Raw genomic sequence first — 25,766 nt, 5'->3', positions numbered from 1 at the left:
CCTAGATTGTGAATTGATATCAACATCGAGAGATAAAAAGCCCATGGCTAATACTTTACAACTCAGCGATCAGTCCCTGCGCCAATTAGAAACCCTCGCCATCCACACCGCCCATTTAATTCAGCCCCACGGCCTAGTGATGGTGTTGCAGGAGCCGGATCTTGCCATCAGTCAAATCAGTGCCAACTGCACTAGTATTTTAGGGCGATCGCCGGAGGAGTTGTTGGATAAAACCCTGGGGGAAGTGTTTGATAGTTTTCAAATTGAACCGATCCAAAGTCGCCTAACGGCAGGACAAATCAGTGGCCTTAACCCTAGTAAACTCTGGGCCAGGGTGATGGGGGATGACTTTGTGGTGTTTGATGGGGTTTTTCATCGTAACAGCGATGGCCTATTGGTGTGTGAACTGGAACCGGCCTACACCGCCGACAATTTGCTCTTTCTGGGCTTTTACCACATGGCCAACGCCGCTTTGAATCGGTTGCGGCAACAGGCTAACCTGCGGGATTTCTACGATGTCATTGTCCAAGAAGTGCGGCGGATGACGGGCTTTGACCGGGTGATGCTATACCGCTTTGACGAAAATAACCACGGTGATGTCATTGCCGAAGATAAACGGGAAGATATGGAACCCTATCTGGGCCTGCATTATCCCGAATCAGATATTCCCCAACCCGCCCGCCGTTTATTTATCCATAACCCCATCCGTGTGATTCCTGATGTTTATGGTGTGCCGGTGCCCCTGACCCCAGCGGTTAACCCCAACACTAACCGAGCGGTAGATTTAACAGAATCCATTCTCCGCAGTGCTTACCATTGTCATCTCACCTATTTGAAAAATATGGGAGTGGGGGCTTCTCTAACCATTTCTTTAATTAAGGATGGTCATCTCTGGGGTTTGATTGCCTGCCATCACCAAACGCCGAAGGTAATTCCCTTTGAACTGCGTAAAGCCTGCGAATTTTTTGGTCGGGTAGTATTCAGTAACATTTCCGCCCAGGAAGATACGGAAACCTTTGACTACCGGGTGCAATTGGCGGAGCATGAGGCAGTTTTGTTGGACAAAATGACCACAGCAGCGGATTTCGTCGAAGGTTTAACCAACAATCCCGATCGCCTATTGGGGTTGACGGGGTCCCAGGGAGCGGCCATCTGCTTTGGGGAAAAATTGATTTTAGTGGGACAGACTCCCAATGAAAAGGCGGTGCAATATTTATTGCAATGGTTAGAGAGCCGGGATGTGCAGGACGTTTTTTCCACCTCTTCCCTATCGCAAATTTACCCTGATGCGGTGAACTTTAAGGCGGAGGCCAGTGGTTTATTGGCCATCCCCATTGCCCGCCACAACTTTTTACTCTGGTTCCGGCCCGAAGTATTGCAAACGGTTAATTGGGGCGGTGACCCGAACAATGCCTACGAAGCTACCCAGGAAAACGGCCAGATTGAACTCCATCCCCGCCAATCCTTTGACCTCTGGAAAGAAATTGTCCGGCTCCAATCCCTGCCCTGGCAACCGGTGGAAATCCAGAGTGCCCTAGCCCTGAAAAAGGCGATCGTCAACCTAATTTTGCGTCAGGCGGAAGAGTTGGCCCAATTAGCCCGCAATTTGGAACGCTCCAACGCTGATTTAAAGAAATTTGCCTACATTGCTTCCCACGATTTGCAGGAACCCCTCAACCAGGTGAGCAACTACGTGCAACTGCTGGAAATGCGTTATAGCGAAGCTCTGGATGAAGATGCCAAGGATTTCATCGACTTTGCGGTAAATGGGGTTTCCCTAATGCAGACGTTGATTGATGATATTTTGACCTACGCCAAGGTGGATACCCAATATGCCCAACTCACCTTCACCGATGTGCAGGAAGTGGTGGATAAGGCCTTAGCCAACCTCAAACAACGCATTGAAGAAAGCGGGGCAGAAATTGAAGTGGGTTCCATGCCCGCCGTGATGGCGGATCAAATTCAGCTAATGCAAGTATTCCAAAACCTGATTGGTAATGCCATCAAATTTGCCGGGGATAAACCACCCAAAATTAAAATCTGGGGCGATCGCCGGGAAGATGCCTGGGTATTTGCGGTGCAGGATAACGGCATTGGCATTGACCCCCAATTCTTCGAACGGATTTTTGTCATTTTCCAACGACTCCACACCAGAGATGAATATAAAGGCACTGGCATGGGCCTAGCCATTTGTAAAAAAATCATCGAAGGCCATCAAGGGCAAATTTGGTTAGAGTCTAACCCAGGGGAAGGGGCCACTTTCTATTTCTCCATTCCCATCGGTAACTAAGGGGGTTGTTAAAACATGTCCGACGAATCTAATCCCCCCAAGGTTATTTTGCTGGTGGAAGACAGTAAAGCCGATAGCCGCCTAGTGCAAGAAGTGTTGAAAACCAGCACCATTGACCATGAACTGATCATTCTCCGGGATGGTCTGGCGGCCATGGCCTTTTTGCAACAACAGGGGGAATACGAAAATTGTCCCCGTCCCAACCTGATTTTGCTGGATTTAAATTTGCCCAAAAAAGATGGCCGGGAAGTGTTAGCAGAAATCAAACAAAATCCGACCCTGAAAAGGATTCCTGTGGTGGTACTGACCACTTCCCACAATGAGGATGACGTAATTGCTAGTTACGAACTGCACGTCAACTGCTATCTAACCAAATCCCGTAATTTGAAGGATTTGTTCAAAATGGTGCAGGGCATTGAGTCCTTCTGGCTGGAAACGGTTACCTTACCGGCCAGTTGACCGCACCGTCGCTAGTAAATTATCTAGTAACTTAAAAGTGGAGGGGCGATAGGTCCCGGGCTCTGATTCTTTGACTGAGCCTCGGTGGTTCCCTGGGTGCTTAATTGGTAAAAATGAATGCAATGACAGTGAAGGTTTTTGTTTATGGTACTCTCATGCCGGGAGAGTGCAATCACCAAGCCTATTGCCCCAGCCAAATTGAGCCCCCTGCCCGGGGCTATGTACTCGGACAAATCTACCATCTACAACATTTTGGCTATCCGGCTATGGCGATCGGCCAAGATAGGGTTTGGGGTTATTGCCTCACCTTTCCCCCGAATTTTTTTTTAGATCAGCTAGATAGTTTGGAAGATTACCAAGCAGAACGTGACCCCGAAGAAAATGTTTATGAGCGTTGTTGGGCAACAGTATTTGACCCCCAGGGAGGGGAGATGGCCGGAGCTTGGCTTTACCGCATGGATCCCAGGAAAATCGAGCGGTACGGAGGAATTTATCTGCCCACGGGATGTTGGTCTGGATGCCAAGAATTTCCCCATTGACGCCCCATGGAGATTGTAGTCCCCCCCTGGTTAAGTTGTCCCAATTCCATCGCCTCGGCCCTGGAGCTTGCTTTAGAAAAAGGTTTAGCAGTTTTGGGTGAGCAATTGCCCCCTGATTGGCAAAAATGGGTGGATAAATATCAACAAAGTCTGGCAAAGATTGAATATCCCAAAATTTTGCTAGTGGAACCAGATGGGGTCAAATTTCGGGCGGCAGTGGTGGCGTTTTTCCGGATTGGCCGGGGGGAGTTGTTCATTGCTAATCACCAATGGCAAGGACGGGAATGGCAGCAGGTGGTACAGTTTTTGCAACCCGATCGCCTCTGGGGATCATCCCAATGGCAACAACAATGGTTAAGGCTTCAATCTGACAGTTGGAATACCAAGCCCTTGGCCCATAAGACAAGCACCCTGGAATGTCAGCCAGAACAGCCAAAGTCAGGGTTGATCATTGGTTTCCCCACCGGCGGATCTTCAGGCAGAATTCGTTTTGCTCTCCACACCCCCCAAACCCTAGCCATAGCAGTGGCAGGATTGCAGGAGTTTTTAGTTCCTTTACTGTCCAATAATGGTCAAATCAATAGCTTTTGTGTACTGCCCATGCACCATGTGGGGGGCTTTATGCAATGGTGGCGGTCCGCTTTAACTGGGGGAAAGTTCAGCCCACTGGATTATGGCTTAGTGAAACAAATTCCCCCTCCTTTGCCCCCCAACTATGTCACCTCCCTGGTGCCTACCCAGTTGGAATATCTGCTCGATCGCCATGGGGATTGGCTTAAAAACTTTCCGCTCATTTTTTTAGGAGGAGCACCGGCTTGGCCCGCACTTTTAGCAAGGGCAAAAACCACCGCCATTAACTTGGCTCCCACCTATGGCATGACGGAAACCGCCGCCCAAATTGCCACTTTGACCCCTGGGGAATTTTTGGCCGGCCAAAAAGGGGTCGGCAAACCTTTGCCCCATGTTCGCTTAACCATTATTAACCACCAAGGCGAATCGATTATGTCTGGTGCTGTGGGTACGATTTGTATTGACTCTGGTGCTTTATGTCAGGGTTACATACCAGAACATCCAGACTTTCCCGGTAAAATCTTCACCACTGGGGATTTAGGTTATTGCCAAAACGGTTATCTGTACATCACGGGCCGCCAGGGTCGACGCATTATCAGTGGCGGAGAAAATATTGATCCAGGCGAAGTTGAGGCTTTTTTACTCGACCAGAATTTAGTTCAAGACGTGCTAATTATTGGAGTGAGCGATTGCCATTGGGGGGAAATGTTGGTGGCCATTTACGTACCAAAAGCTGACCAGCAGGACGACGTTAATGCCTTAGCCCAGTATTTGAAAAGTCAGTTGAGCGGCCCGAAATGTCCTAAGCATTGGTTCCCTGTCCCAGATCTAAGGCGATCGCCATTGGGAAAATTAAACCATCAGTTTTGGTACGACTGGGCTAGTGAACAACTCGATAGAAAGTAATAATTTAATAACCTTTAATAACCTTGGTTGGGCAATTTTCCCTAGGGTTTAGCCAAAGAAAGTCCCGGCAGAGAAACAATGGTCCCATCAACCACCGGAAGCGAGGATAGCATCCCCAAAGGTTTTATGGAGCTAAGCGGGCTCGAACCGCTGACCCCTTGCATGCCATGCAAGTGCTCTACCAACTGAGCTATAGCCCCGAGTCACAGTATTCCATTGTGCTGAAAGTAGATCCCCTTGTCAAGCCTTTCGCCAAAATTATTCTCGATCTTCTTTTCTCCCACGGTTCTTGAACGGCGATCACCCGGTGGGGCTGTTCCAGAGCTGGGAGCCGGAGGAACATTGAGAATCACCGCCCCCAAACCATGTAAAATACTGACTGATTGTTAAGTTTTTTAACAGAAAAAGCAAAAGGAGGTTGCCATGGAACGCACATTTATTATGATCAAGCCCGACGGGGTACAACGGCAATTAATTGGCGAAATTGTCGGTCGCTTTGAGAGAAAAGGCTTTAAATTGGTCGCCATGAAAGTAATGACTGTTTCCCAAGAATTGGCAGAAAAACATTACGAAGCTCTGAATGATAAACCTTTCTTTTCTGGCTTGGTAAACTTCATCTGTTCCTCCCCCGTGGTGGCCATGGTGTGGGAAGGTAATTCCATCGTTTCCACCTCTCGCCAAATGATTGGTGCTACGGATCCCCACGCCGCTGCCCCCGGCACTATCCGAGGAGATTACGGTGTGTCCGTTGGTCGCAACATTATCCACGGTTCCGATGCCATTGAAACCGCTAAGCGGGAAATTTCCCTTTGGTTTAAGGAAGAAGAAGTGAATGAATGGGATGCCACCCTCAACCCCTGGTTGTACGAATAATTAGCTTCTTTTCACAGCCTTTTGATCTATTCCCATGGCCATGGAAGTGCAACTACGGTGGGCAAAGATTCCCTTCGTCGGTCGCTGGGCGGTGCATTATTGGTATGTGATCGGCGATCGCCATGGTCAAACCTTAGCCAATGTACAGCGATGGGAAGTGTGGCAACGGCGGGAGTTAAAGCCCCAGAGTTGGGGGCATTTGCACCGAAACTTGCTGGCGCCCCAGGCTGGGGTGGGCAATGGTCCTAGTTTTTTGGCCCAGCAATGGTCCGGTTCCCTTGGCGATCGCCTGGGGGAAATTATTCTCCACAGTCCCCACACCTATCCCCACTGTTATAGCTATCGTTACTGGCCAGGCCCCAATAGCAACACCTATGCCCAATGGGTGCTAGAGCAAGCAGCCATTGATTTTGATCTGGGCTGGCGGGGGGTAGGCCGGGGCTATGGCAAACTTATCTTTCCTCGTTTTTCCCATGGACATCGCCAGTTGGAACGTTAACTCTGTCCGCAGTCGTCAGCAACATATCCTTGATTGGTTGGGCACAAATCCCGTTGATGTGCTCTGTTTACAGGAAACAAAAGTGGTGGATGAGGATTTTCCCCGCCAACCGTTTGAGCAGGTGGGCTATCACTGCTACATTTCCGGACAAAAGTCCTATAACGGCGTGGCTATAATCAGTCGGGAGCCGTTGCAAAATGGACAAATTGGCTTCGCGTCTCTGGTGGGGCCAGATTTGACAGGGGATTTGGACGAACAAAAACGGGTAATCAGCGGCGTTTATGGTGGTCTGCGGATAGTTAATCTCTACGTGCCCAATGGTTCGGCCCCCGACACTGAAAAGTATTTGTACAAATTGCGGTGGTTAAAGTTACTACAAATCTACCTGGAGCAACTGCGCCGTAGTGACACTCCAGAATTCCTAGTCTGTGGTGATTTCAACATTGCCCCAGAAGACCGAGACATCCATGATCCCAAGGGCCGAGAAAACCATATTATGGCCACCCCCGTTGAACGCCAAGCCTTAAAAGATGTGTTGGCGATCGCCGAGTTGCAGGACGGGTTTCGCAAATTTACCGAGGAAACAGGCCATTACAGTTGGTGGGATTATCGCACCAGGGGCTTTAGCCGCGATCGGGGTTGGCGCATTGACCACCATTATTTAACCCCCAAACTTTACGCCCAAGCCCAAAAGTGCTGGATAGACAAAGAACCGAGGGGTTGGGAAAAACCCAGTGACCATGCTCCAGTGGTGGTAACCATTAATAATCAATAATCAGCTAGCTTGAAGAGCCCTTGGCCTTACGGGGGGTCACAGAAGGACTATTTTCATTGATGTACCAACTCAGCAACCCTCCGGCGATCGCCGCCGCCGCCAAGAATAACAACACTGGGGTTAGACCGAATAAACTTTCCGCCACCCCGGCCAGAGCTAAGGGCAACGACAGGGCAATATTATTAGCATTATTTTCCAAGCCGAACACCTTACCGTGGAATTCCGGATCTGTTTCCACCTGCATCAACGTTTGCATCGGCACCCCCACCATGGCGGCGAAAAATCCCATGATGGTGATGGTAATAAAAGTTAGTACCAAACTGTGGTCAAACAGGGCTAAACCCGTCAGACAAACCCCCATGCCCAAAGACCCCCAGAGGGCCAATTCCGTGGGGGAAAATCGCTGACCAATGTAGCCAATGCTCACCGCCCCGATCGCCATGCCTAAACCGCCAAAGGCCAGCAAAAAACCAAACTGGGAAGCCTTTAACCCCGGCAGATGGGCGGCCATACTCACCGCCAATACTGACAGAGCGGCAAAAATGGAAAAAAGAATTAATAACTGGATTAGGGCATTGCGTACCCGATGATTTTCCTGCAAATAGCGGATGCCGTCTTTAATGTCACTCAGCACATGGGGATGGACTAAATCCGGATCAAACTTTTTTTCCCCCGTTTTCAGCATTAGCAATACGAAACCTGCCACCAGGTAACAGCCCGCCACCACCAACACCGGCCCCACGTCCCCCGCCTGGGGAAAGAGATTATCCGCCAAGCTCAACAGGGGTTCTCCAATGGCAAAACCAATAATCAATACCCCCATCATGGTGAGAGTGGTGAGGGAATTGGCCGCTAACAGGTTCCGCCGCCGCACCACCAGGGGCGTAGCCGATTGTTCCGCCGGAGCAAAAAATTGGGTCAGGGTGGACACCGCAAAGGTGACCCCCAGCAGAATGACAAACCCCAACGGTAGGGCAAAATATTGATGTTCCTCCGTTTGCCAACGGCGCAGAAAATTAGGCAACCATCCCACCGGAAGGTTGATATTCTGGCGATCGCCGAACCAGAGTAGAAATGGCAGGAGCAAAATCAAAATGCCCCGGCAAAAATTAGTGACCACCAACACTTGTTTTTTTTGCCAACGGTCAACGTAGACCCCCGCCAGGGAACCAAATAGCACCGCCGGAATAGTGTTAGCAATCATAATGGCCGACACCCAACCGCTGATGGACTGATTTTCTCCCTGGTAATGGTTGGCAATTAAGGCAATCATCAAAACCAGATAAAATTTATCTGCCAACTGGGAAAAAATTTGGCCAACCCAGAGGAACAAAAAGCGGGAATTTCTTAAAACCGGGCCAAAGCCTTGATTTACATTCAGCAACTTGGATTCCATGCACAGGGGGTGTGAGAGAAACATGCGACCAACTTGTTGGCCGCCAGGTCATCAGCAAGCTCTAACAGGTGATCATTCTATTCTCCCAAACGGTGAACCTATTGCGCCGTTTCCCCAGGACACTAATCAGCAAAAATGTATTTTCTTAGATCCTCGGGATTCGGTTCGGGGCTGGACTCGGCAAAGGTCAACGCATCATCAATGACCCCTTGAATCCGTTTTTCGATCGCCTTCAACTCTTCATTGCTGGCCAACTCGTGTTCTGTCATGAAAGCGCCAAACTTTTTAATCGGGTCCCGGGCGGCCCAAAATTGTTTTTCTTCAGCGGAACGGAGTTCATCGGGGTCTGCCAAGGAGTGGCCCCGGAAACGATAGGTTAAGGCCTCAATCAATGTCGGCCCTTCCCCGGCCCTAGCCCTAGCCACCGCTTCCGTAGCTACCTTATGTACCGCCACCACATCCATGCCGTCCACTTCCACCCCGGCCATGTTGAACACGCTGGCTTTTTTGTAAATTTCCGGTTGGGAGGTAGCCCGCTCGTGGGCCATGCCGATCGCCCATTTGTTATTTTCCACCACAAAGAGGATGGGTAATTTCCACAGGGCGGCCATGTTCAAACATTCAAAAAACTGGCCGTTATTGGTGGTGCCATCTCCGAAAAAGCAGGCCGTCACTTGATCAAAACTGTCATCTTTTAAAACTTCCCGGCGGTACTTGGTTTGGAAGGCGGCCCCCAGGGCCACAGGGATACCTTCCCCAATGAAGGCAAATCCCCCCAGGAGGTTATGGGCGGCGGAAAATAGGTGCATGGACCCCCCCCGGCCTCGGCTACAGCCGGTTTCCTTACCAAATAACTCCGCCATCACTTCCCGGGCAGGCACCCCAGCACTGAGGGCATGGACGTGGTCCCGGTAGGTGCTACAAACGTAGTCCTCGTCCTGACGCATGGCCTTGATTACCCCGGAGGAAACTGCTTCCTGGCCGTTGTAGAGATGGACAAACCCAAACATTTTGCCCCGGTAATACATTTCAGCGCATTTGTCCTCAAAGAAGCGACCCAGGACCATGTCTTCGTAAAGAACTAGGGCCGTTTCTCGGTCCAGGGAAATTTCCGCAGTGTTCAATTCGGGCAAAATGCGTTCTGAGACCATAGTACAATTTGCAGTAGATGGAAGGGGCAGGGTTTTACATCCCTGTTAGATTCTATGCGAAGTCGGTCAGCCCCATCTAGTCGGGGTAGGATAGAACACAATCTGATCTTTGTGATCGTCCCATTGGTAATTCGGTAGTCCCCATGTCTAGTTCCCGTGGCCCCTACAAGAGTCGTCTCTTTACCAATCTCAATCGCCAATCCCAACGGTTGCGCGATCGCCTGGGGGAAACGGTGCGTCATCTGCGGGTGGCGGCGGAATGGGGCGTACAGGCTTTAATTTATCCCTTTTACTGGCTACTGCATCCAGAAAAATGGTTGGGGCCTGTGTTAGGGGGTCAGGGGAATCACAATCAACGGGCTTTACCTCCCGGAAAAGATGGAGACAAAGTTAACTCTGGGGATGAAGAATATTTGGCGATCGCCGCTGACCAGGCCATTGAAACAGTACTTACCTCCCTACAGGCTTGGTTTGACCATGCTGAGTTAAATCAAACCAGTCGGGGTTTAGTTTTAGCCCAAGACTTCCCAGCTTTAATCAATAATCAATCCCTTGGGGAAGATGATGTTTCGGTTAACAATCAAGACCTAGCTTTACCCGGACAGCCAGAAAAACCTGCTTTACTCCCCAGCAATGGGCCATCCCCACTGGCTAAATTTGGTGAACAGGTGAAGAATATTTTTCGTTCCGGTAACGACACCATTGTCATTCAAGGTTTAGCTTCCCGTTGTGGCGATCGCCGTTTGGTACTGACCACCAAAGATAACTTAACCCTGGATGTGTTTTCCCCGGAGCAACAACAACAATTGCAAAGGCAAATCCGGCGGGAATTGGCCCAATGGCATTATCAACGCCGTCGGCAATGGGCTTTGAATGCTCAACAATGGCGGGGTATCCCTCTGATTACCGGCAAAACCGGCAAAGGTGGTGATATTAGTACGCAACAGACAGCCCAAGTGATTGCGCCCCTGGATTGGCTCTGGCGGGGCATTTACCGTTGGCAAACTAGGCCGGCTTTACCTGCATCCACAGCAATTGTTCAAACTAACCCTGTCCAGGCTAATCTAGCTGGTATTAAACATTGGCTCGGACAAACAAACCGCCATCTAAAAAATTTAGGGCAACAACCGGTTATTGAAGCCACAGTGGTTAAATCCCAGCAACTGTCCCAACAAATTGTTGAAGTGCTGCCCCCCACCGTGCAACATCTGGGGCAAGATTTACAGCACCGGGTACAACAAACTCTGGAGCAATTATTCAATCCCGATCGCCATCCGGTTAATGGCCCCGACCCGTTTGAGTTGAAGGTTATTCTCCAAGCGGCGATCGCCTACTTTTTTGGCCCCCAGGGGGGGAATTCAAACCAATCTTTAGGAGGGGAGCAGGGGAATAATCCCGCTTTACCAGGGGAAAATGCCAGTCCTTGGTTAACTTGGGAAGATTTATTTGCTGATTTACCAATGCCCGCCATGGTTACGCCCCTATTGGGGCAAGGTAATGGCCCATCAATGGAAGCTAGTACCATTGAGCAATGGACAGAGGAAAGTATTGAAAACCCCAACAATTTTGCTCTCTCGGTTCCTGGGAATAATCCCGACCATCTTTCCCCGGCGATCGCCCCTAACCGCCGTGGTCGTAAACGCCCTAGCCGGAAAAAATCTGCCTTGGTAAATTCCGTTTCCCCCCATGCCGCTGTGAAGATGGTGCAAGATCCCTGGCTGGATGAGGATTGGGCTTTAGATGAAAAAGCTTTGTCTGACCAGGGGGAGATTAAACCAAAGGGGAAATTACTTCAGTCTACTGGGCAAATAGCCAGTCAACGGCGATCGCCCCAGGAATTGGAAACCGCCTTTGATTGGATCGAAACCCAGGCCCAGAGTTTGGGCTATGACAAGCACATTTTGGTGTGGTGTTTGGAATGGCTGGATCGCCTAGTGTATGGACTGGAACAATTACTAGAAAAAGTCTGGCATTGGCTCCGGCAAAAACTGGGTCGGCAATTGACCGATGTAGATATTTTGCCCCCCTCCCCCTAAATTAGATCGTTCAACTATTCAAGATCAAATGGTGTTTTAGAAGGGAAAAGTAAGTTGCACCGTACCGCTCACACTGGGGCCGCTGGCCCCTACACTGCCGGGAGTTGGTAACACCGTCAGCACCGGTTGGATGAACAAATTACCCACTAGATGGTACTGAGCATAGAACTGCACCATGGTTTCGTAACTATTAAAACCGTAGCCTGCTAAGGGATTAGCATTTAACCTGGCCCAGGAAAAGCCAAAACCATAGCTATCCAACGGGCGATCTCCAAAAGGCGCAATGAAAGTTAAACCAAAGCCCAAAGAACTGTGTATTAAAGCTGTGTTGGAACTGTTCCAACCTCCCTGGACAAAACCAACAATGCCATTTTGGTCTTCACTATCCCGGAATTTACCCAGTTTTTGGACTAGGTAACCATAGATGCCCCCTGTTTGAGTTTCAAACGCTCCCCCAGGAGCCGTTAGCGGGCCACTCTGCCGCCATCCCCCCACCGCCACACTGCCCCAACCAATTTCCGGTGCATCAGCGTAGGGAGTCCAGGTTCCCCCCACCTCCGCCACTTTGAATAGGGGGCCAGAAAAGTTTGGCCACACCAACCCTGTCTGTACCCCTTGGGCTCCCCTACCGTCATAAATTCCCGCCTGGGCGTACCAACCATTGGGGGTAGCAGGATTGTCACCGGGGCCGCCCCAGGATTTCCAACTGCCGTACAAACCAAAGGCCGAATTGTAATAGCCGGGAATAAAGCCCAACATGGCCGGACCCACAAATGCAGGAGTATAGATTAGCCCCGTGGTGGAGGTAAACAGTTGTGGATTCGTTTGGGTCACAAAGGGCCTTCCTACATAGCCAAAATTCATCGAAGGAATTAGCTTACCCACCCGAAAAGAAAGGCGATTATCGAGAAAGGTTTGATTGAGCCAGAGTTGGTACAATTCTGTTCGATTTAATGGGGGGCCAGCTTCAACGGAGTTATAGCCTTGGACAGAACCCGCTGCAAAGTTCACCGGTTGGCCGTTATATTGCAAACCTTCCACTTCAAAAAAGGCGTTTTTCCAACCTACTGCCTTTTCTAAATCTATCCCCAACCCCAAAATTAATGCCCCATTAAAATCGGTGGAACCCGGCTGATTGCCGCCGGAAATTTGTTGGCTGACGTTGCCCATGAAAACACCGCCTAGGCGAAAGGGACTATTTTCGTCTAGTCCTAACCAACGACCTAAATCTCCAGTGCCTACTAACATATTCGATGCGGCAGGGTTCCCGCTGATGCCAGCCATGGTTTGTAGCTGGGAATGGCTTTTTTCTGCTTCTTCCTTTGGGTGGTTAGAGTTAACTATTTTTGTAGGAGTTCTGTAATTCGTTCCTGTTAAGTTGTCATAGTTAGGATTATTTGCTAACCAATTTTTTCCCGTTGCTATGGTTATAGGTGTGAGGCGATCACCTTCAATATCTTTAGTTATTTTAAAATCGGATTGCGGATCGAAGAATAGTTCTAATTGTTGCTGTTGTTTATCATCATTAACAACATCTTCTTGGATCAAATCCAGTAATTGACTCTGCTTATTTTGTCCAGATTCAGCTAAAACTATTGGCTGTAAACCGAAAATTAAACTGGGTGAAATAGCAACACTGCATATCAATTTTGAGATTAATTTTCGCCAACCATCGCTGGGGTTGTGAAAAACAAATTTAGAAACCATGGTCAAGCCTCAATCCTGCACACCAAAAGGGAAAAAGGTAAAAACATAACCATGGAGAAAGACTGTGCAATCTCCATGGCGTTGAGAGTTAAGCGTAGGTTAATGGGGCGTTATTTTTGCTCCAATGCCTCCTGTAAGGTTTCCGGGCCTTCCCCTTCACTGGCAACGGTACGCCAGGGCCATTCCTGGGAATGGAAGGGAGCTAGGGGGGGCAACATGGGGGTAATGCCATTGGCTTCGTCGTAGGCACGGATGCGGGCATGAGCTGGCCCCACGGCATAGGAACCTTGGGATGCGGCCATCGGTACTCTGGCTCCGTCCTGCCTGGCGATCGCCTCCCGGGCCCCGGTGCTGAGCAGTTCCACATCCATGAGGAAATAATCGTCAAAGAAAGCAAGCCCCAATTCCCGGTCTTTGACAATGCGGGTCAGCAGGGACAACATAGTGTCCGGTTTGGTGGTGAATTCCGTGGTTTCAAAGAGTAATAGGCGATCGTTGATGGCTTCCTTGCCGAAAAACTGGGCCATTAAGGTAAACAAAATGTTGTTGGTGCGGGTTACGTAAAGGGTATTAGTCACCCCAAAGGTTTGGTCCCACTGGTCGCCGATCATTTTTTTCCATTCCGCCATAACTTCCATCCAATGGTCCACTTGGTAAGTGGCGGCGGTGCCGATGGTGGTGGTGAAATGGGGCACTACTTCCTTAATCCAAGCATTGATCTTTTGGCGATCGATTTTTCCAGATGCCAAGGTTTCGTCAATAAAGCTAATATTATTGGTCAAAATTTCTTTAACCGCAGTCAAGGCATCGGGCTCTAGACCCAACTGATCCGCCTGGGCTAATGTATTGGCCTGTTCAGCTCGGTAGGCCGTCAATTCCGCTTTCCAGCCATCCCCGGCCACAGGAGCATTGTCGGCCGTGGCAAAGTAGGGCTGAAGAATAGCGTAAATGGCCATGGAACTATGGGAAACCCCTTTGACCACCTGGTATTGCACCGGTACCGGCGGGGCCTGGATTGGGGTAGTTTTACCCGGCATATACAAATAAAAATCACCCCCCTCATTGCTGAATAAGCCGAGAATAATAGGGTGCTTTGCTCTAAATTCCCCGGTGTAACGGTCGAGGGATTTAGCGTAGTAAACATTCATTTGGGAATCTAGCAACAAGCTACTTTTAATAGCATTGTTCAACAAAGCCCAGGTGGGAAAAGCCATCAACAAAACCAAGGCTAAAGCTAGTACAGCCTTGCCCATCAGACTATTGGTCAAACCAGTTAAAAACTTGGCCTTTGGGAAACCAGGGAAAGGATTTCGGGACATGGGTAAACAGTGGTGATTACTATTCTTTGTTCTCAAGGTGAGGGGCTAGATCCTGGGCAAATTTGGTCTTCTGCTTAAATCTAGTTTTGCTATTATCACACCAGTTTTTAGTTTCAGTATCACCTTTAACAAGGGAGAATTTTTAAGAATAGTTAAGTGACTGCCACAACCTGTAATAAAACTATTTAGCTTCCATCCAGTTTTTACCTCGATGCATTTCCACCACCAACGGCACTGATAAGGTTATTGCCTGCTCCATGGTGTTTTGGATTAAGGGAGCTAATTCTTCCCATTCCTCCGGCGGCATTTCAAAAATTAGTTCGTCATGTACTTGCAATAACATCCGGGTTTGATAACTTTCCAAGAGCTTAGCCAGCTTAACCATCGCAATTTTAATAATATCGGCACTGGAACCTTGGATGGGGGCATTGGCCGCTGAGCGTAGCAGTTGGGCATCGTTATAATTCATTTTCAGGTCAACCAAATCCAGCTCCGTCACGGTCTTTCCCCTCAGTTGTCTGAGGGCCTCAGTAACAAAATTAAAGTAACGTCTCCGGCCTACAATGGTGGTGACATAACCATTGGCGATCGCCTCTAGCTTCATAGTTTCCAGGTAATCAAAGACCTGGGGATAGGTGCGATGGTAACGGTCAATAAATTCCCTACCTTCCACCGCAGAAATTCCCGTTTCCCTGGCAAAGCGTTGGGCGCCCATGCCATAAATCACCCCAAAATTAATCGTTTTACCGAGATTTCTTTCCGCTGGGGTAATGTCCTCTTTGCCAAATAGTAATTTAGCCGTCACCGTATGAACATCTTGGCGATCGCCATAGGCCTGTAGTAATACCGGTTCTTGGGAGAGATGGGCGAGGATACGTAACTCAATTTGGGAATAATCCGCCGACACCAAAAGCCAATCTTGTTGGGGTAAAAAAGCCCGCCGAATCTGTCGGGAAAAATCGGAACGAATGGGGATATTTTGTAAATTAGGATTAGAAGAAGAGAGCCGCCCAGTGGAAGTGACAGCCTGGTTAAAATCCGTGTGAATTCTCTGGGTGTGGGGATTAACTAATTCTGGTAAAGCATCCACATAGGTGGACTTTAATTTCGCTAGGGTACGATGTTCTAAAATGGCATCAATAATAGGATGGTCTCCCTGAAGTTTCTCCAGGGTGGCGTGGTCGGTGGAGTAACCAGTTTTAGTTTTACGGGATTTTTTTCGGTCTAGGCCTAATTTCTCGAACAAAATACTGCCCAATTGTTTGGGGGAACTGAGATTAAAACTTTCCCCCGCCGCTGCATAGGCTGTGGTTTCAATGGTGAGCAAATTTTTTGCCAATTGCTCCGATAGGGTTTGTAGATAATCACAATCGATGCGAATGCCATGATCTTCCATCCCAGCCAAAATCTTTTCTAAGGGCTGTTCAATTTCCCCAAGAATCTTTGCCAGCTCAGGATAATTATCTAATTCCTTTTGTAATTTTTCTGCTAGTAAATAGGTAGCATAGCAATCTAAGCCACAGTATTGCCCCGCTGTTTCCACTGGTAAATCCGCAATGGTCTGGTCTTTTCTTAAGCCCAAATCTTTATAACTCAGGGCCACTAAACCGAGGTTATAGCGACGGCAAAGATCGGTTAAATTATGGGTTTCCTCCGGTTGGAGCACATAACTAGCTAGCATAGTATCCAACACTACCCCCCCCAACTCCATGCCGTGGTGGGCCAAAACCCGTCGATCAAATTTGGTATTTTGTAGGACTTTGGGATAGGCAGAATTGGCCAGAATTTCCCCTACAAAATTTTTAACTATGCCGAGGGATAACTGTTCCCCCTGATGGTGCCCCAGGGGAATATAGGCCACTTGATCGGGCTGTTGACCCCAAGCACAACCAATGCCCACTAAGTTCGCAATCAGCGGATCTAAATTGTCGGTTTCTGTGTCCCAAGCAACGGGAAAGTTGGCATCAGTATGTTGTTTTAATTCCTTAGCCAAGGCTTCGAGTTGGACAATGGTGGTGATAATTTGGGGTTGAATCTGTTCTGGTAATTGAATAGTAATTAAACCATCTTCCTGATTAACCACAGGCACGCCATCAAACAAAGATAATTGCTGGGAATCGTCCGGATTGACTTTTTCTCTGCTTTTTTTTGCCTTAACAGTTTTCTTTGGTTCTTCATTTTTAGCTTCATTGCCCGCTGGTATTGGACCTTGATTACCACCAAAGGCGCGGTGGAAGGCTGGAATTTTGTCAATAAAAGTTCGGAGTTCCAATTTTTCTAACAGGGGCACCAGGCGATCGGTGGAAAATCCTGTTAATTGCAAATCTTCCCAGGTTGCTTCCAGGGGAACATCAATAACAATGCGGGCTAACATTTGGGAATGGAGCGCATCATCTTTGCCGTTAGCCAATTTGGTTTTCAGCGCCCCTTTAATTTGTTCTAGGTTTTCATACACCCCCTCTAGGGTTTCGTATTCAGCTAAAAGCTTGATGGCGGTTTTTTCGCCAATGCCATTAATCCCTGGGATGCAATCGGATTTATCCCCACACAGGGCTTTAAAATCGACAATTTGGGCGGGGGTCACTCCCATTTTCTCCATCACCCCCGGCCAATCTAATTCGTCATAGCCGGTGTTACTAGAAAAGGGATTACGGGTTAGATATAAGACAGAAGTATTTTTTTCCGGGCTAACCAATTGAAATAGATCCCGATCGCCACTGAGAATTTTGACCCGATAGCCGGCATCACTACCCTGGTGGGCTAAGGTGCCTAAAATGTCGTCGGCTTCATAGCCTGCATAGGTGATGGTTTGTAAATTAAGGGCCTCTAACAATTGCTGGAGGTAGCTTAAATCTTCCGCAAAATCCTCCGGTGTTTCCTGACGGTTAGACTTATAAGCCACGTCGGCTTCATGGCGAAAAGTTGGTTCCCGGCGGTCAAAGGCAATGGCGATCGCCGCTGGTTTTTGGGATTCCATCACCTGTATCAAGGAGTTTAAAAAACCAAAACATACACTGGTGGGAATGCCCGCCGTTGTCCGCAGAGGACCCTTTTTTGACAAACCAAAAGCATAGTACGCACGAAATGCCAAGGAATGGCCATCAACCAGTAATAACAAAGGGGATTCAGCAGACATAAACAGGTACCGGGGACGAAGCTCAATTATACCCCTGCGGCAGAACACCAAAGGCCCTGTCTACGGCAAATTAGATTAAATATTATCTATGAAGAAATGTATTAGTTTTTATTAATAAAGACCAGCATCCAGGGTCAGTAATAGCCTTAAAAATCCATCAGCTCCTCCACTACCAAAGAGAAACATTTAATATTAAGTTGAAGTGGAAATCTTTTAGAGGACAAACCTCGGGGGAATTTTGCTTGGGATCAAAAAGACTAAAAAACTTTAGGGCTAACCAACCATTTTACCGATATTGGTTCTTCAAATCTGTAGGCTAATGTTTCCAATAAATTCTAGGCCGATAACACCCCTTATCCTACCGCACAATTTAGCCTTGTCCTGATTTTTTAATAATTAATTAACACTATATTGAAGAAACTTATCAATTTATAAACAATTGCCAACAAAATAAAGTTTGGTAGATCAACCTCGATAAACTTAAGGTATTGATTAGGGGTAAATAAATATGGTAAGTTCAATCATCGAAAAAGCCTCTGTGAGTAACAAAGAAACCGCCTTGATTCTCTGGTTTGAAGAGGTGGGGACCCATGATGTGGGACTGGTGGGGGGCAAAAATTCTTCCTTAGGGGAAATGATTCAAGAGTTAACCAGTAAGGGGGTGAATGTACCTTCTGGTTTTGCCACCACGGCCTACGCTTACCGTCATTTTATCGAAGAAGCTGGTCTAGAGGAAAAACTGCGGAAGCTCTTTGCAGACCTAGATGTCAATAACATGGCTAATTTGCAGGAACGGGGATATTTAGCCCGACAGCTGATATTAGATACTCCCTTTCCCTCTGATTTACAGATGGCGATCGCCGAAGCCTATGGTGCCATGTGTGAACGCTATGGCCAAAAAATGGGTGGTACAGGGGTGGATGTGGCGGTGCGCTCCAGTGCTACGGCGGAGGATTTACCGGAAGCTAGTTTTGCCGGGCAACAGGAAACATACCTCAATGTTCATAGTCTTTCCTGCCTGCTGGAATCCTGCCATAAATGTTTTGCTTCGCTGTTCACGGACCGGGCCATTTCCTATCGTCATCACAACGGTTTTGATCACTTTGCCGTTGCTTTATCGGTGGGTGTACAAAAAATGGTGCGTTCTGACCTGGCCACTTCTGGGGTAATGTTCTCCATCGATACGGAAACGGGTTTCAAAAATGCGGCTCTGATTACCGCCGCCTATGGCTTGGGGGAAAATGTGGTGCAGGGGGCCGTCAACCCCGATGAATACTTCGTCTTCAAGCCCACTTTAAAAGAGGGTTTCAAGCCTATTTTAGAAAAACGTCTGGGTAGTAAAACCATCAAAATGGTCTACGATGTGGGCGGTTCTAAACTGACAAAAAATGTGGAAGTGGCCGAACCGGAACGGGAAAAATATTGCATCGATGATGATGAAATTCTGCAATTAGCCCGCTGGGCCTGCATCATTGAGGATCATTATTCCGCCGTGCGGGAGGTTTATACTCCCATGGACATTGAGTGGGCTAAGGATGGGCAAACCGGGCAATTATTCATTGTCCAAGCCCGGCCGGAAACGGTGCAATCCCAAAAATCCGCCAATGTGATTAAAACCTATGAGCTAAAAGAGCACAGCAAAATTTTGGCCACAGGCCGCAGTGTGGGGGCGGCGATCGGCCAGGGTAAAGCCCAGGTAATTCGTAATGTGTCCCAAATTAATCAGTTTCGTCCCGGCGAGGTCTTGATCACCAACCGCACTGACCCTGATTGGGAGCCGATCATGAAACAGGCTTCGGCGATCGTTACTAACCAGGGGGGCAAAACCTGTCATGCCGCCATCATTGCTCGGGAAATGGGGATTCCGGCGATCGTCGGTTGTGGGGATGCCACCGATAGCATTAAAACTGGCCAGGAAGTAACTGTATGTTGTTCGGAAGGGGATGCAGGCACTGTTTACAGCGGCATTTTAGAATATGAAATTCATGAAACTAAACTCGACAATATCCCCCGCACCAAAACTCAAATTTTGATGAATGTGGGTAATCCGGAACAGGCCTTCGGTTTTGCCAGTTATCCCGCCGATGGCGTGGGTCTGGCCCGTTTGGAATTTATCATTGCCAATCATATCAAGGCCCATCCCCTGGCCCTGATGAAATTCGACGAGCTAAAGGATCCCGTTGCCAAAGCCGAAATTGCTGAGTTAACCAAACTCTACGCCGGCGATCGCCCTCGGTTCTTTGTCGACAAATTGGCCCATGGCATTGCCATGATTGCGGCGGCGTTTTACCCCAAACCTGTGGTGGTGCGGATGTCGGATTTTAAATCCAACGAATACGCTAACCTGCTCGGTGGCCGCCAGTTTGAACCGAAGGAAGAAAACCCCATGATCGGCTGGCGGGGCGCTTCCCGTTACTACGATCCCCATTACCGAGAAGCCTATGCTTTGGAATGCCAAGCTCTGAAACGGGTACGGGACGAAATGGGTTTAACCAACGTCATTCCCATGATTCCCTTCTGTCGTACCCCCGATGAAGGTCGCAGGGTAATTGCGGAAATGGCGAAACATGGCCTGAAACAAGGGGAAAACGGCCTAGAAATTTACGTCATGTGTGAGTTGCCCAGTAACGTCATTCTGGCCGATGAATTTAGCCAGGTATTTGACGGCTTCTCCATTGGCTCCAATGATTTAACCCAATTAACTTTAGGTTTAGACCGGGATTCATCCCTCGTTGCCCATCTGTTTGATGAACGTAATCAAGGGGTCAAACGCATGGTCAAAATGGCCATTGAAACGGCAAAAGCTAACGGCCGTAAAATTGGCATCTGTGGCCAAGCCCCCTCGGATTATCCTGAATTTGCCGAATTTTTAGTGGAATTGGGTATTGATTCCATCAGCCTGAATCCCGATTCCGTACTTAAAACTGTTTTACGCATTGCGGAGGTGGAAAAAGCAATGGACAGTGAACCATAGTTTAGATCTGAGTGATAATTCCCTTTGCCCTTCCGTAGGCTCAATGGGTCAAATGGGCAGTCATTCCCTGACCAAATATACAAATTTTGCTCGATTTAATTGGCAAGGGTAATGATCCGTTAATTTGGGCTCTTGAGCTAGAATGTAGCCAATGTTAGGAGTGGCAGTTCACCTACGGCAAGGGCCAAAAGCTTTTACTTCTGGAAAAATTGCGGACACAACCTTGACTAAAATATTGCCCAGAAGAAAATATCATCTCAAACGATGGCCATACTAGTTGATTTGCCCGATTTGGAGTGGCTTCATTCCGCAAAACCATGAGCGATCGCCACAAAACTAAAGCTCAATTACTCCAGGAAATGGAGGGGTTGAGGCAGGAATTGGCAGACTTTCGGCAACAGTATTCCACAGCAACCCAGGCCCAAGCAACCGTCCTCCAACAGCGGGAAACGGATTTAGCAGACATTCAACGTATTGCTAAATTGGGTTTTTGGCGGTTTGATATTGCCTCCGGTGAGATCACCTGGTCAGCGGAAATTTATCAATTATTTGGTCTAGAGCCCCATCAGTTTGCCCCCAGTTATGACTGGTTAGTCCAGAGCATTCAGCCCGAATTTAGAGAACTCCACCAGAGTATTGTTGACACCGTCATTGCCACTGGAAAAACCCAGGCCATAGAGTATGCAATAACCCGCGCTGACTTTTCCACAGGTTGGGTGTGGGCCAGAATCGAAGCAGTTATCGACGATCAGGGAAAGGTAAGGGGATTGCAGGGGGTGGCCATGGACATTAGTGATCGCAAGATGGCCGAAATAGCCTCAAGGGAAAGCGAAGCCCGCTTTAGAAATTTGTTTGAGTCCAATATTGTCGGGATGTTTTTTGCTTCCAATCAAGGGCAAATTCTCGATGCCAATGACCGTTTTCTAAAAATGATCGGTTTTAGCAGACAAGAATTAGATATTGGGCTGGTGCGCTGGGATGAGCTAACTCCCCCCGAATACGACCAAAAAGATCGAGAAATTATTGCCCGTTTGCGGAATCACGAAACCCCGGAGCCTTGGCAAAAGGAGTATTACCGCAAGGATGGCAGCCGCATTCCCGTGCTGGTCGGTGTTGCCAGCATAGATGTGGAGCTTAAATATACAGTCTGTATAGTGGTGGATATGACTGAGCAGCAGGAAACCCTGCATCGGTACCAAGCAACGGAAGCAAAACTGGCGGAACTCAATGCCCAGTTGGAACAGCGTGTTTTAGATCGCACCCAATCCCTCCAGGAAAATGAAGAACGTTTGAAGTTAGCGTTTAATGCGGCCAATATGGGCTATTGGGATTTGGATCTTTTAACTAATGGCATTGTGTGGTCAGAAAGCCTGGAGCAAATGATGGGACTTAAGCCGGGAAGTTTTGATGGCGATCTACAAAAAGTCGCACAAATGATGCATCCTGATGACCGGACCATGGTACTGGAAGCTCTAGACCAAAGTATCCATAATAATGAACCATATGATTTAGAGTTCCGCTTTATCAAACCCGATGGGACCCTCCGCTGGGCGGCAAGTCAGGCCATTGTGATTCGAGATCAAAACAATTTTCCCATCCGTGTCATTGGGGTGGATGTGGACATTACCCGCCGTAAACAATTTGAGGAGGAACTACGAAAAGTTAACCAAACCCTAGAGGATCGTCTCGATGAATTGAAACAGCGTAATGCTGAAATGTTAATACTTTCGGGCATTACCGATTATCTCCAGTCTTGTTTTACCGTCAAAGATGCGTGTGGGGTGATTGCAGCCCTAGCCCAACCTCTATTTCCTGGTTGTTACGGTGGGATTTTTATCTTAGCTCCCCAAAATAATTACCTCGAACGGGTCACTTTTTGGGGTAATCCGTTATGCTCCGATGATGTGTTCACCCCCCTAGATTGTTGGGCTTTGCGACGGGGACGCTCCCATGGGGTGAAGCAGGGGCAACATGCTTTGTTTTGCAATCATGTTAATGACCAACACTTACCGTTGGCAAGTTTGTGTATTCCCCTCATTGCCCAGGGAGAAACCCTTGGCTTGCTGTTTCTTTGCACTTTCAAAGAACAAGTTTTGCCCGAAATACGGCAACAATTGGCAAAAACAGTGGCGGAACAGCTTGGCTTGGCGATCGCCAATTTGAAGTTAAGGGAACAACTGGAAGAACGGAGTTTGCGGGATCCATTGACCACGCTTTTCAACCGCCGTTACCTAGAGCAATGTTTAATCCAGGAACTGGCCAGGGCAAAACGTCATCGCTATTCGATTAGTGTGATGATGATTGATATTGACCACTTCAAGCATTTTAACGATTCCCTAGGCCATGACGCCGGCGATCGTGTCTTAGCTTCCATCGGTGCTCTTCTGAAAAATAATATTCGGGCTTCCGATGTGGCCTGTCGTTATGGAGGCGAAGAAATAACTGTAATTTTGCCTGATACTACCCTCGAAGAGGCTTTGCAAAAAGCAGAATTTTTACGTCAGGCGATCGCCGAAATGGAAATAGAATACAGTGGACAGATTCTAAATAGTATCACCGCCTCTTTTGGTGTTTCTTGTTACCCCGATCATGGTCAAACGGGGCAAGAAATTATGCAAATGGCAGATAAAGCTTTGTACAATGCCAAGCAAGCCGGCAGAAATCGGGTCATCATTGCGCCCAAAGAAGTTTCCATTTAGGTCCTGCTTCATTTGCGGCGGGCTTAGGCTACCATCGAAGAACACTGTAAGGGATAAATTTAGAGTAAATAAAATCAGAAAAATATTTTTGATTTGGTGGATAGTAGGCTGCAATTTATATCAATTTATATAATTGTTGATGTAATAATTGGAGCTATTATTATTTTTTTAATTGGCCGACATTTCTCTACACCGCTATAATTTGATGGCAACTTTATTTTTTGCTATTGATTTTAAAGAATGATTAGAAAAAATTTTCACTAAAGTCTATTCGATCTAAAATCAAAAAACTAAGTTACTAATTCCGGCCCAATTATCAAATTTCCCAAAGTTAAAATTCACAATGACTTACCTACAAACCGCCGCCGATTTTTACGCAGAAGTCGCCCAAACTCCAGAAGTGGGACTTTGTTGCGTGCAAAGTAATCCCCTCACCCTGCCAGAATTAACCATTCCTCTTCCCATGCAGGAAATGAATTATGGTTGTGGAACTACGGTGCACCCCAATGAATTGGCCGGAGAACCCACAGTGCTTTACGTCGGCGTTGGAGGTGGTCTGGAAGCATTGCAATTTGCCTATTTTTGCCGTCGTCCTGGGGGAGTGGTTGCGGTGGAGCCGGTGGAAGCAATGCGGGCTGCTGCTGTGCGTAATTTGCAATTAGCTGCCGAGGAAAATAATTGGTTCCAGACTAAGTTTGTAGAAATTCGGCCAGGGGATGCCTTTGCTTTACCTGTACCGGATAATTCCGTGGATCTGGTGGCCCAGAATTGTCTGTTTAATATTTTTGAGCCGGAAGATTTATCCCGAGCCCTCAAAGAAGCCTACCGAGTTTTAAAACCCCATGGCCGTTTGATCATGAGCGATCCCATTGCTACCCGGCCTATTCCTCAACATTTGCGCCAGGATGAACGGTTACGGGCCATGTGTTTATCCGGAGCATTAACCTATGCAGAATACATTCAACACTTAATTGATACCGGTTTTGGACAGATAGAAATTCGAGCCCGCCGCCCCTATCGTTTGCTCGATTCCGTCACTTACAAACTGGATGAACATTTATTGTTAGAAAGTTTAGACTCTGTTTCCTTTAAAGTACCTATTCCCGGCGATGGAGCTTGTATTTTTACAGGTAAAACTGCCATTTATGCCGGATCAGAACCCCTATTTGATGACCAAGCAGGGCATATCTTACAACAGGGAGTTCCCAGTGCGGTGTGCGATAAAACAGCCCTAAAATTAAGCTCTACCTATCCAGACAAAATTATGATCACCGATTCTACTTGGCATTATAGCGGTGGCGGTTGTTGTTAGACTTGGTCTAGTTTATATTTGATAATTAACATTTTTGAGATAGTTTAAGCAATTCAGATAACATGGTTCAACAATTAGAGGGTTCCTTTCAAAAACCTAAAATTACTCCCTTTGCTCAAAAGTTAGATATTCCTCTAACCAAGCAAAAAATTTCTACCCTCCAAATTAATTTGGGAAAGCGTTGCAATCTAGCCTGTAGTCATTGCCATGTGGATGCTGGTCCCCAACGCACTGAGGAGCTTTCTTCAAAAATCTGCCAACAATTAATCGAAATTATTCAAAAATTTTCCCAAATAAAAGTGGTGGATCTCACCGGGGGAGCACCGGAAATACTCTACGGTTTTAAGCCCCTGGTGGAAGCCGCTAGGACCACAGGTAAAGAAGTAATTGTTCGTTCTAATTTGACCATCTATTTTGAAACAGGATTTAAGGATATTCCTGAATATTGTGCCCGGCATCAAGTCAGAATCGTTGCTTCTTTGCCGTGCTATCTCGAAGATAATGTAGATAAAATGCGGGGTAATGGGGTTTATGAAAAATCTATTCAAGCTCTGCAATGGTTGAATAAATTGGGTTATGGCCAGAATGAAAGTTTAATTTTAGACCTAGTTTATAATCCGCCGCTACCAACTTCAGAAAAATTCTCCCTCACCCCTCCTCAGCAGTCCCTTGAACAGGATTATAAAAAATTCCTCAAAGAACATTTTGACATTAATTTTAATAATTTACTGACCATTACTAACTTGCCCATTGGTCGGAGTAAATTTCATCTTGAAAAATATCAATTACATCAAAGATATCTGGCTTTCTTGGAAAATAATTTTAATCCAGTAACAGTTGATAATCTGATGTGTCGCAACGAACTATCCGTTGATTATTTGGGTAATATTTATGACTGCGATTTTAACCAAATGGAAAATATTTCTGCCCAATCCGCTTTACATAAAAAATTAACTGTTAGCGATTTATTAAAAGCTGATAATTTAGATTTAATCCAAGAGATTAAAACTGCCGATTATTGTTATGGTTGCACCGCCGGAGCTGGATCTAGCTGTGGAGGAGCATTGACTTAAACCAACTTAATTTTAACTAATTACTGATGACTTTTTTACATTTCTCACAACA

General features: G+C 47.4%; 18 protein-coding genes and 1 tRNA gene. 13 read left to right on the top strand and 6 right to left on the bottom strand.

Going from position 1 to position 25,766, the window contains the following annotated elements; genetic code table 11:
• Nucleotides 1-43: 43 nt before the first annotated feature.
• From D082_RS06410 to D082_RS06395, 4 genes are all read left to right on the top strand, one after another.
• Complete coding sequence (locus D082_RS06410) at nt 44-2,290, top strand: ATP-binding protein (protein ID WP_028948820.1); 2,247 nt, start codon at nt 44-46, stop codon at nt 2,288-2,290.
• A gap of 15 nt (nt 2,291-2,305) precedes the next feature.
• Nucleotides 2,306-2,749 carry a response regulator gene (locus D082_RS06405; RefSeq protein WP_028948821.1) on the top strand — a complete coding sequence of 148 codons (444 nt, stop codon included), beginning with the start codon at nt 2,306-2,308 and terminating at the stop codon, nt 2,747-2,749.
• A 113-nt stretch (nt 2,750-2,862) separates the two neighbouring features.
• Nucleotides 2,863-3,288 carry a gamma-glutamylcyclotransferase gene (locus D082_RS06400; RefSeq protein WP_028948822.1) on the top strand — a complete coding sequence of 142 codons (426 nt, stop codon included), beginning with the start codon at nt 2,863-2,865 and terminating at the stop codon, nt 3,286-3,288.
• Between the two features lie 6 nt (nt 3,289-3,294).
• Nucleotides 3,295-4,764 (top strand): AMP-binding protein, encoded by a 1,470-nt coding sequence (locus D082_RS06395; protein ID WP_028948823.1) that lies wholly within the window; start codon nt 3,295-3,297, stop codon nt 4,762-4,764.
• Nucleotides 4,765-4,891: 127 nt separating this feature from the next.
• On the opposite strand, the gene D082_RS06390 is transcribed toward D082_RS06395, so the two are convergent.
• Nucleotides 4,892-4,964 (bottom strand) — tRNA-Ala (locus D082_RS06390).
• Between D082_RS06390 and D082_RS19295 the strand changes: the two genes are divergently transcribed.
• From D082_RS19295 to xth, 4 genes are all read left to right on the top strand, one after another.
• Nucleotides 4,932-5,057 (top strand): hypothetical protein, encoded by a 126-nt coding sequence (locus tag D082_RS19295; RefSeq protein ID WP_255356938.1) that lies wholly within the window; start codon nt 4,932-4,934, stop codon nt 5,055-5,057. The genes D082_RS06390 and D082_RS19295 overlap by 33 nt on opposite strands.
• A gap of 130 nt (nt 5,058-5,187) precedes the next feature.
• Nucleotides 5,188-5,637, top strand: coding sequence for a nucleoside-diphosphate kinase (gene ndk, locus D082_RS06385; RefSeq protein WP_028948824.1), 450 nt, complete (start codon nt 5,188-5,190; stop codon nt 5,635-5,637).
• A 34-nt stretch (nt 5,638-5,671) separates the two neighbouring features.
• The gene (locus D082_RS06380) at nt 5,672-6,136 is read left to right on the top strand and encodes a DUF3750 domain-containing protein (protein ID WP_028948825.1); all 465 of its coding nucleotides are present in this window, start codon (nt 5,672-5,674) and stop codon (nt 6,134-6,136) included.
• Entirely contained in the window at nt 6,111-6,911 is an 801-nt protein-coding gene (gene xth / locus D082_RS06375) for an exodeoxyribonuclease III (RefSeq protein WP_028948826.1), read from the top strand. The genes D082_RS06380 and xth overlap by 26 nt, the downstream gene beginning before the upstream one ends.
• 4 nt (nt 6,912-6,915) lie before the next feature.
• On the opposite strand, the gene D082_RS06370 is transcribed toward xth, so the two are convergent.
• Both D082_RS06370 and pdhA read right to left on the bottom strand, forming a co-directional pair.
• Entirely contained in the window at nt 6,916-8,307 is a 1,392-nt protein-coding gene (locus tag D082_RS06370) for an MFS transporter (RefSeq protein WP_028948827.1), read from the bottom strand.
• 122 nt (nt 8,308-8,429) lie between these two features.
• Nucleotides 8,430-9,458: a pyruvate dehydrogenase (acetyl-transferring) E1 component subunit alpha gene (gene pdhA, locus D082_RS06365; protein WP_028948828.1), complete on the bottom strand. Its 1,029-nt coding sequence runs from the start codon at nt 9,456-9,458 to the stop codon at nt 8,430-8,432.
• 143 nt (nt 9,459-9,601) lie between these two features.
• Between pdhA and D082_RS06360 the strand changes: the two genes are divergently transcribed.
• Entirely contained in the window at nt 9,602-11,494 is a 1,893-nt protein-coding gene (locus D082_RS06360; RefSeq protein WP_028948829.1) for a hypothetical protein, read from the top strand.
• A 36-nt stretch (nt 11,495-11,530) separates the two neighbouring features.
• Here D082_RS06360 and D082_RS06355 read toward each other — a convergent pair whose 3' ends face one another.
• The 3 genes from D082_RS06355 to polA form a co-directional block, all read right to left on the bottom strand.
• Nucleotides 11,531-13,201 (bottom strand): carbohydrate porin, encoded by a 1,671-nt coding sequence (locus D082_RS06355; protein ID WP_051738711.1) that lies wholly within the window; start codon nt 13,199-13,201, stop codon nt 11,531-11,533.
• A 110-nt stretch (nt 13,202-13,311) separates the two neighbouring features.
• Complete coding sequence (locus D082_RS06350; RefSeq protein ID WP_028948830.1) at nt 13,312-14,520, bottom strand: hypothetical protein; 1,209 nt, start codon at nt 14,518-14,520, stop codon at nt 13,312-13,314.
• Nucleotides 14,521-14,701: 181 nt separating this feature from the next.
• A complete protein-coding gene (polA, locus tag D082_RS06345; RefSeq protein ID WP_028948831.1) occupies nt 14,702-17,662 on the bottom strand; it encodes a DNA polymerase I in 2,961 nt (986 codons plus the stop codon).
• Nucleotides 17,663-18,164: 502 nt separating this feature from the next.
• On the opposite strand from polA, the gene ppsA reads away from it, so the two are divergent.
• From ppsA to arsS, 4 genes are all read left to right on the top strand, one after another.
• Nucleotides 18,165-20,630 carry a pyruvate, water dikinase gene (ppsA, locus tag D082_RS06340; protein ID WP_028948832.1) on the top strand — a complete coding sequence of 822 codons (2,466 nt, stop codon included), beginning with the start codon at nt 18,165-18,167 and terminating at the stop codon, nt 20,628-20,630.
• Nucleotides 20,631-20,926: 296 nt separating this feature from the next.
• Nucleotides 20,927-23,329 (top strand): diguanylate cyclase, encoded by a 2,403-nt coding sequence (locus D082_RS06335; RefSeq protein ID WP_238546866.1) that lies wholly within the window; start codon nt 20,927-20,929, stop codon nt 23,327-23,329.
• 343 nt (nt 23,330-23,672) lie between these two features.
• On the top strand, nt 23,673-24,641 hold the full coding sequence (gene arsM, locus D082_RS06330) for an arsenosugar biosynthesis arsenite methyltransferase ArsM (RefSeq protein ID WP_028948834.1): 969 nt from the start codon (nt 23,673-23,675) through the stop codon (nt 24,639-24,641).
• A 62-nt stretch (nt 24,642-24,703) separates the two neighbouring features.
• The gene (arsS, locus tag D082_RS06325; protein WP_028948835.1) at nt 24,704-25,714 is read left to right on the top strand and encodes an arsenosugar biosynthesis radical SAM (seleno)protein ArsS; all 1,011 of its coding nucleotides are present in this window, start codon (nt 24,704-24,706) and stop codon (nt 25,712-25,714) included.
• Nucleotides 25,715-25,766: the final 52 nt, after the last annotated feature.

The organism is Synechocystis sp. PCC 6714 (genome assembly GCF_000478825.2).
Taxonomy (GTDB): Bacteria; Cyanobacteriota; Cyanobacteriia; order Cyanobacteriales; family Microcystaceae; genus Synechocystis.
The sequence above is the reverse complement of the archived record's forward strand: the minus strand, read 5'-3'. Positions and strand labels throughout refer to the sequence as shown.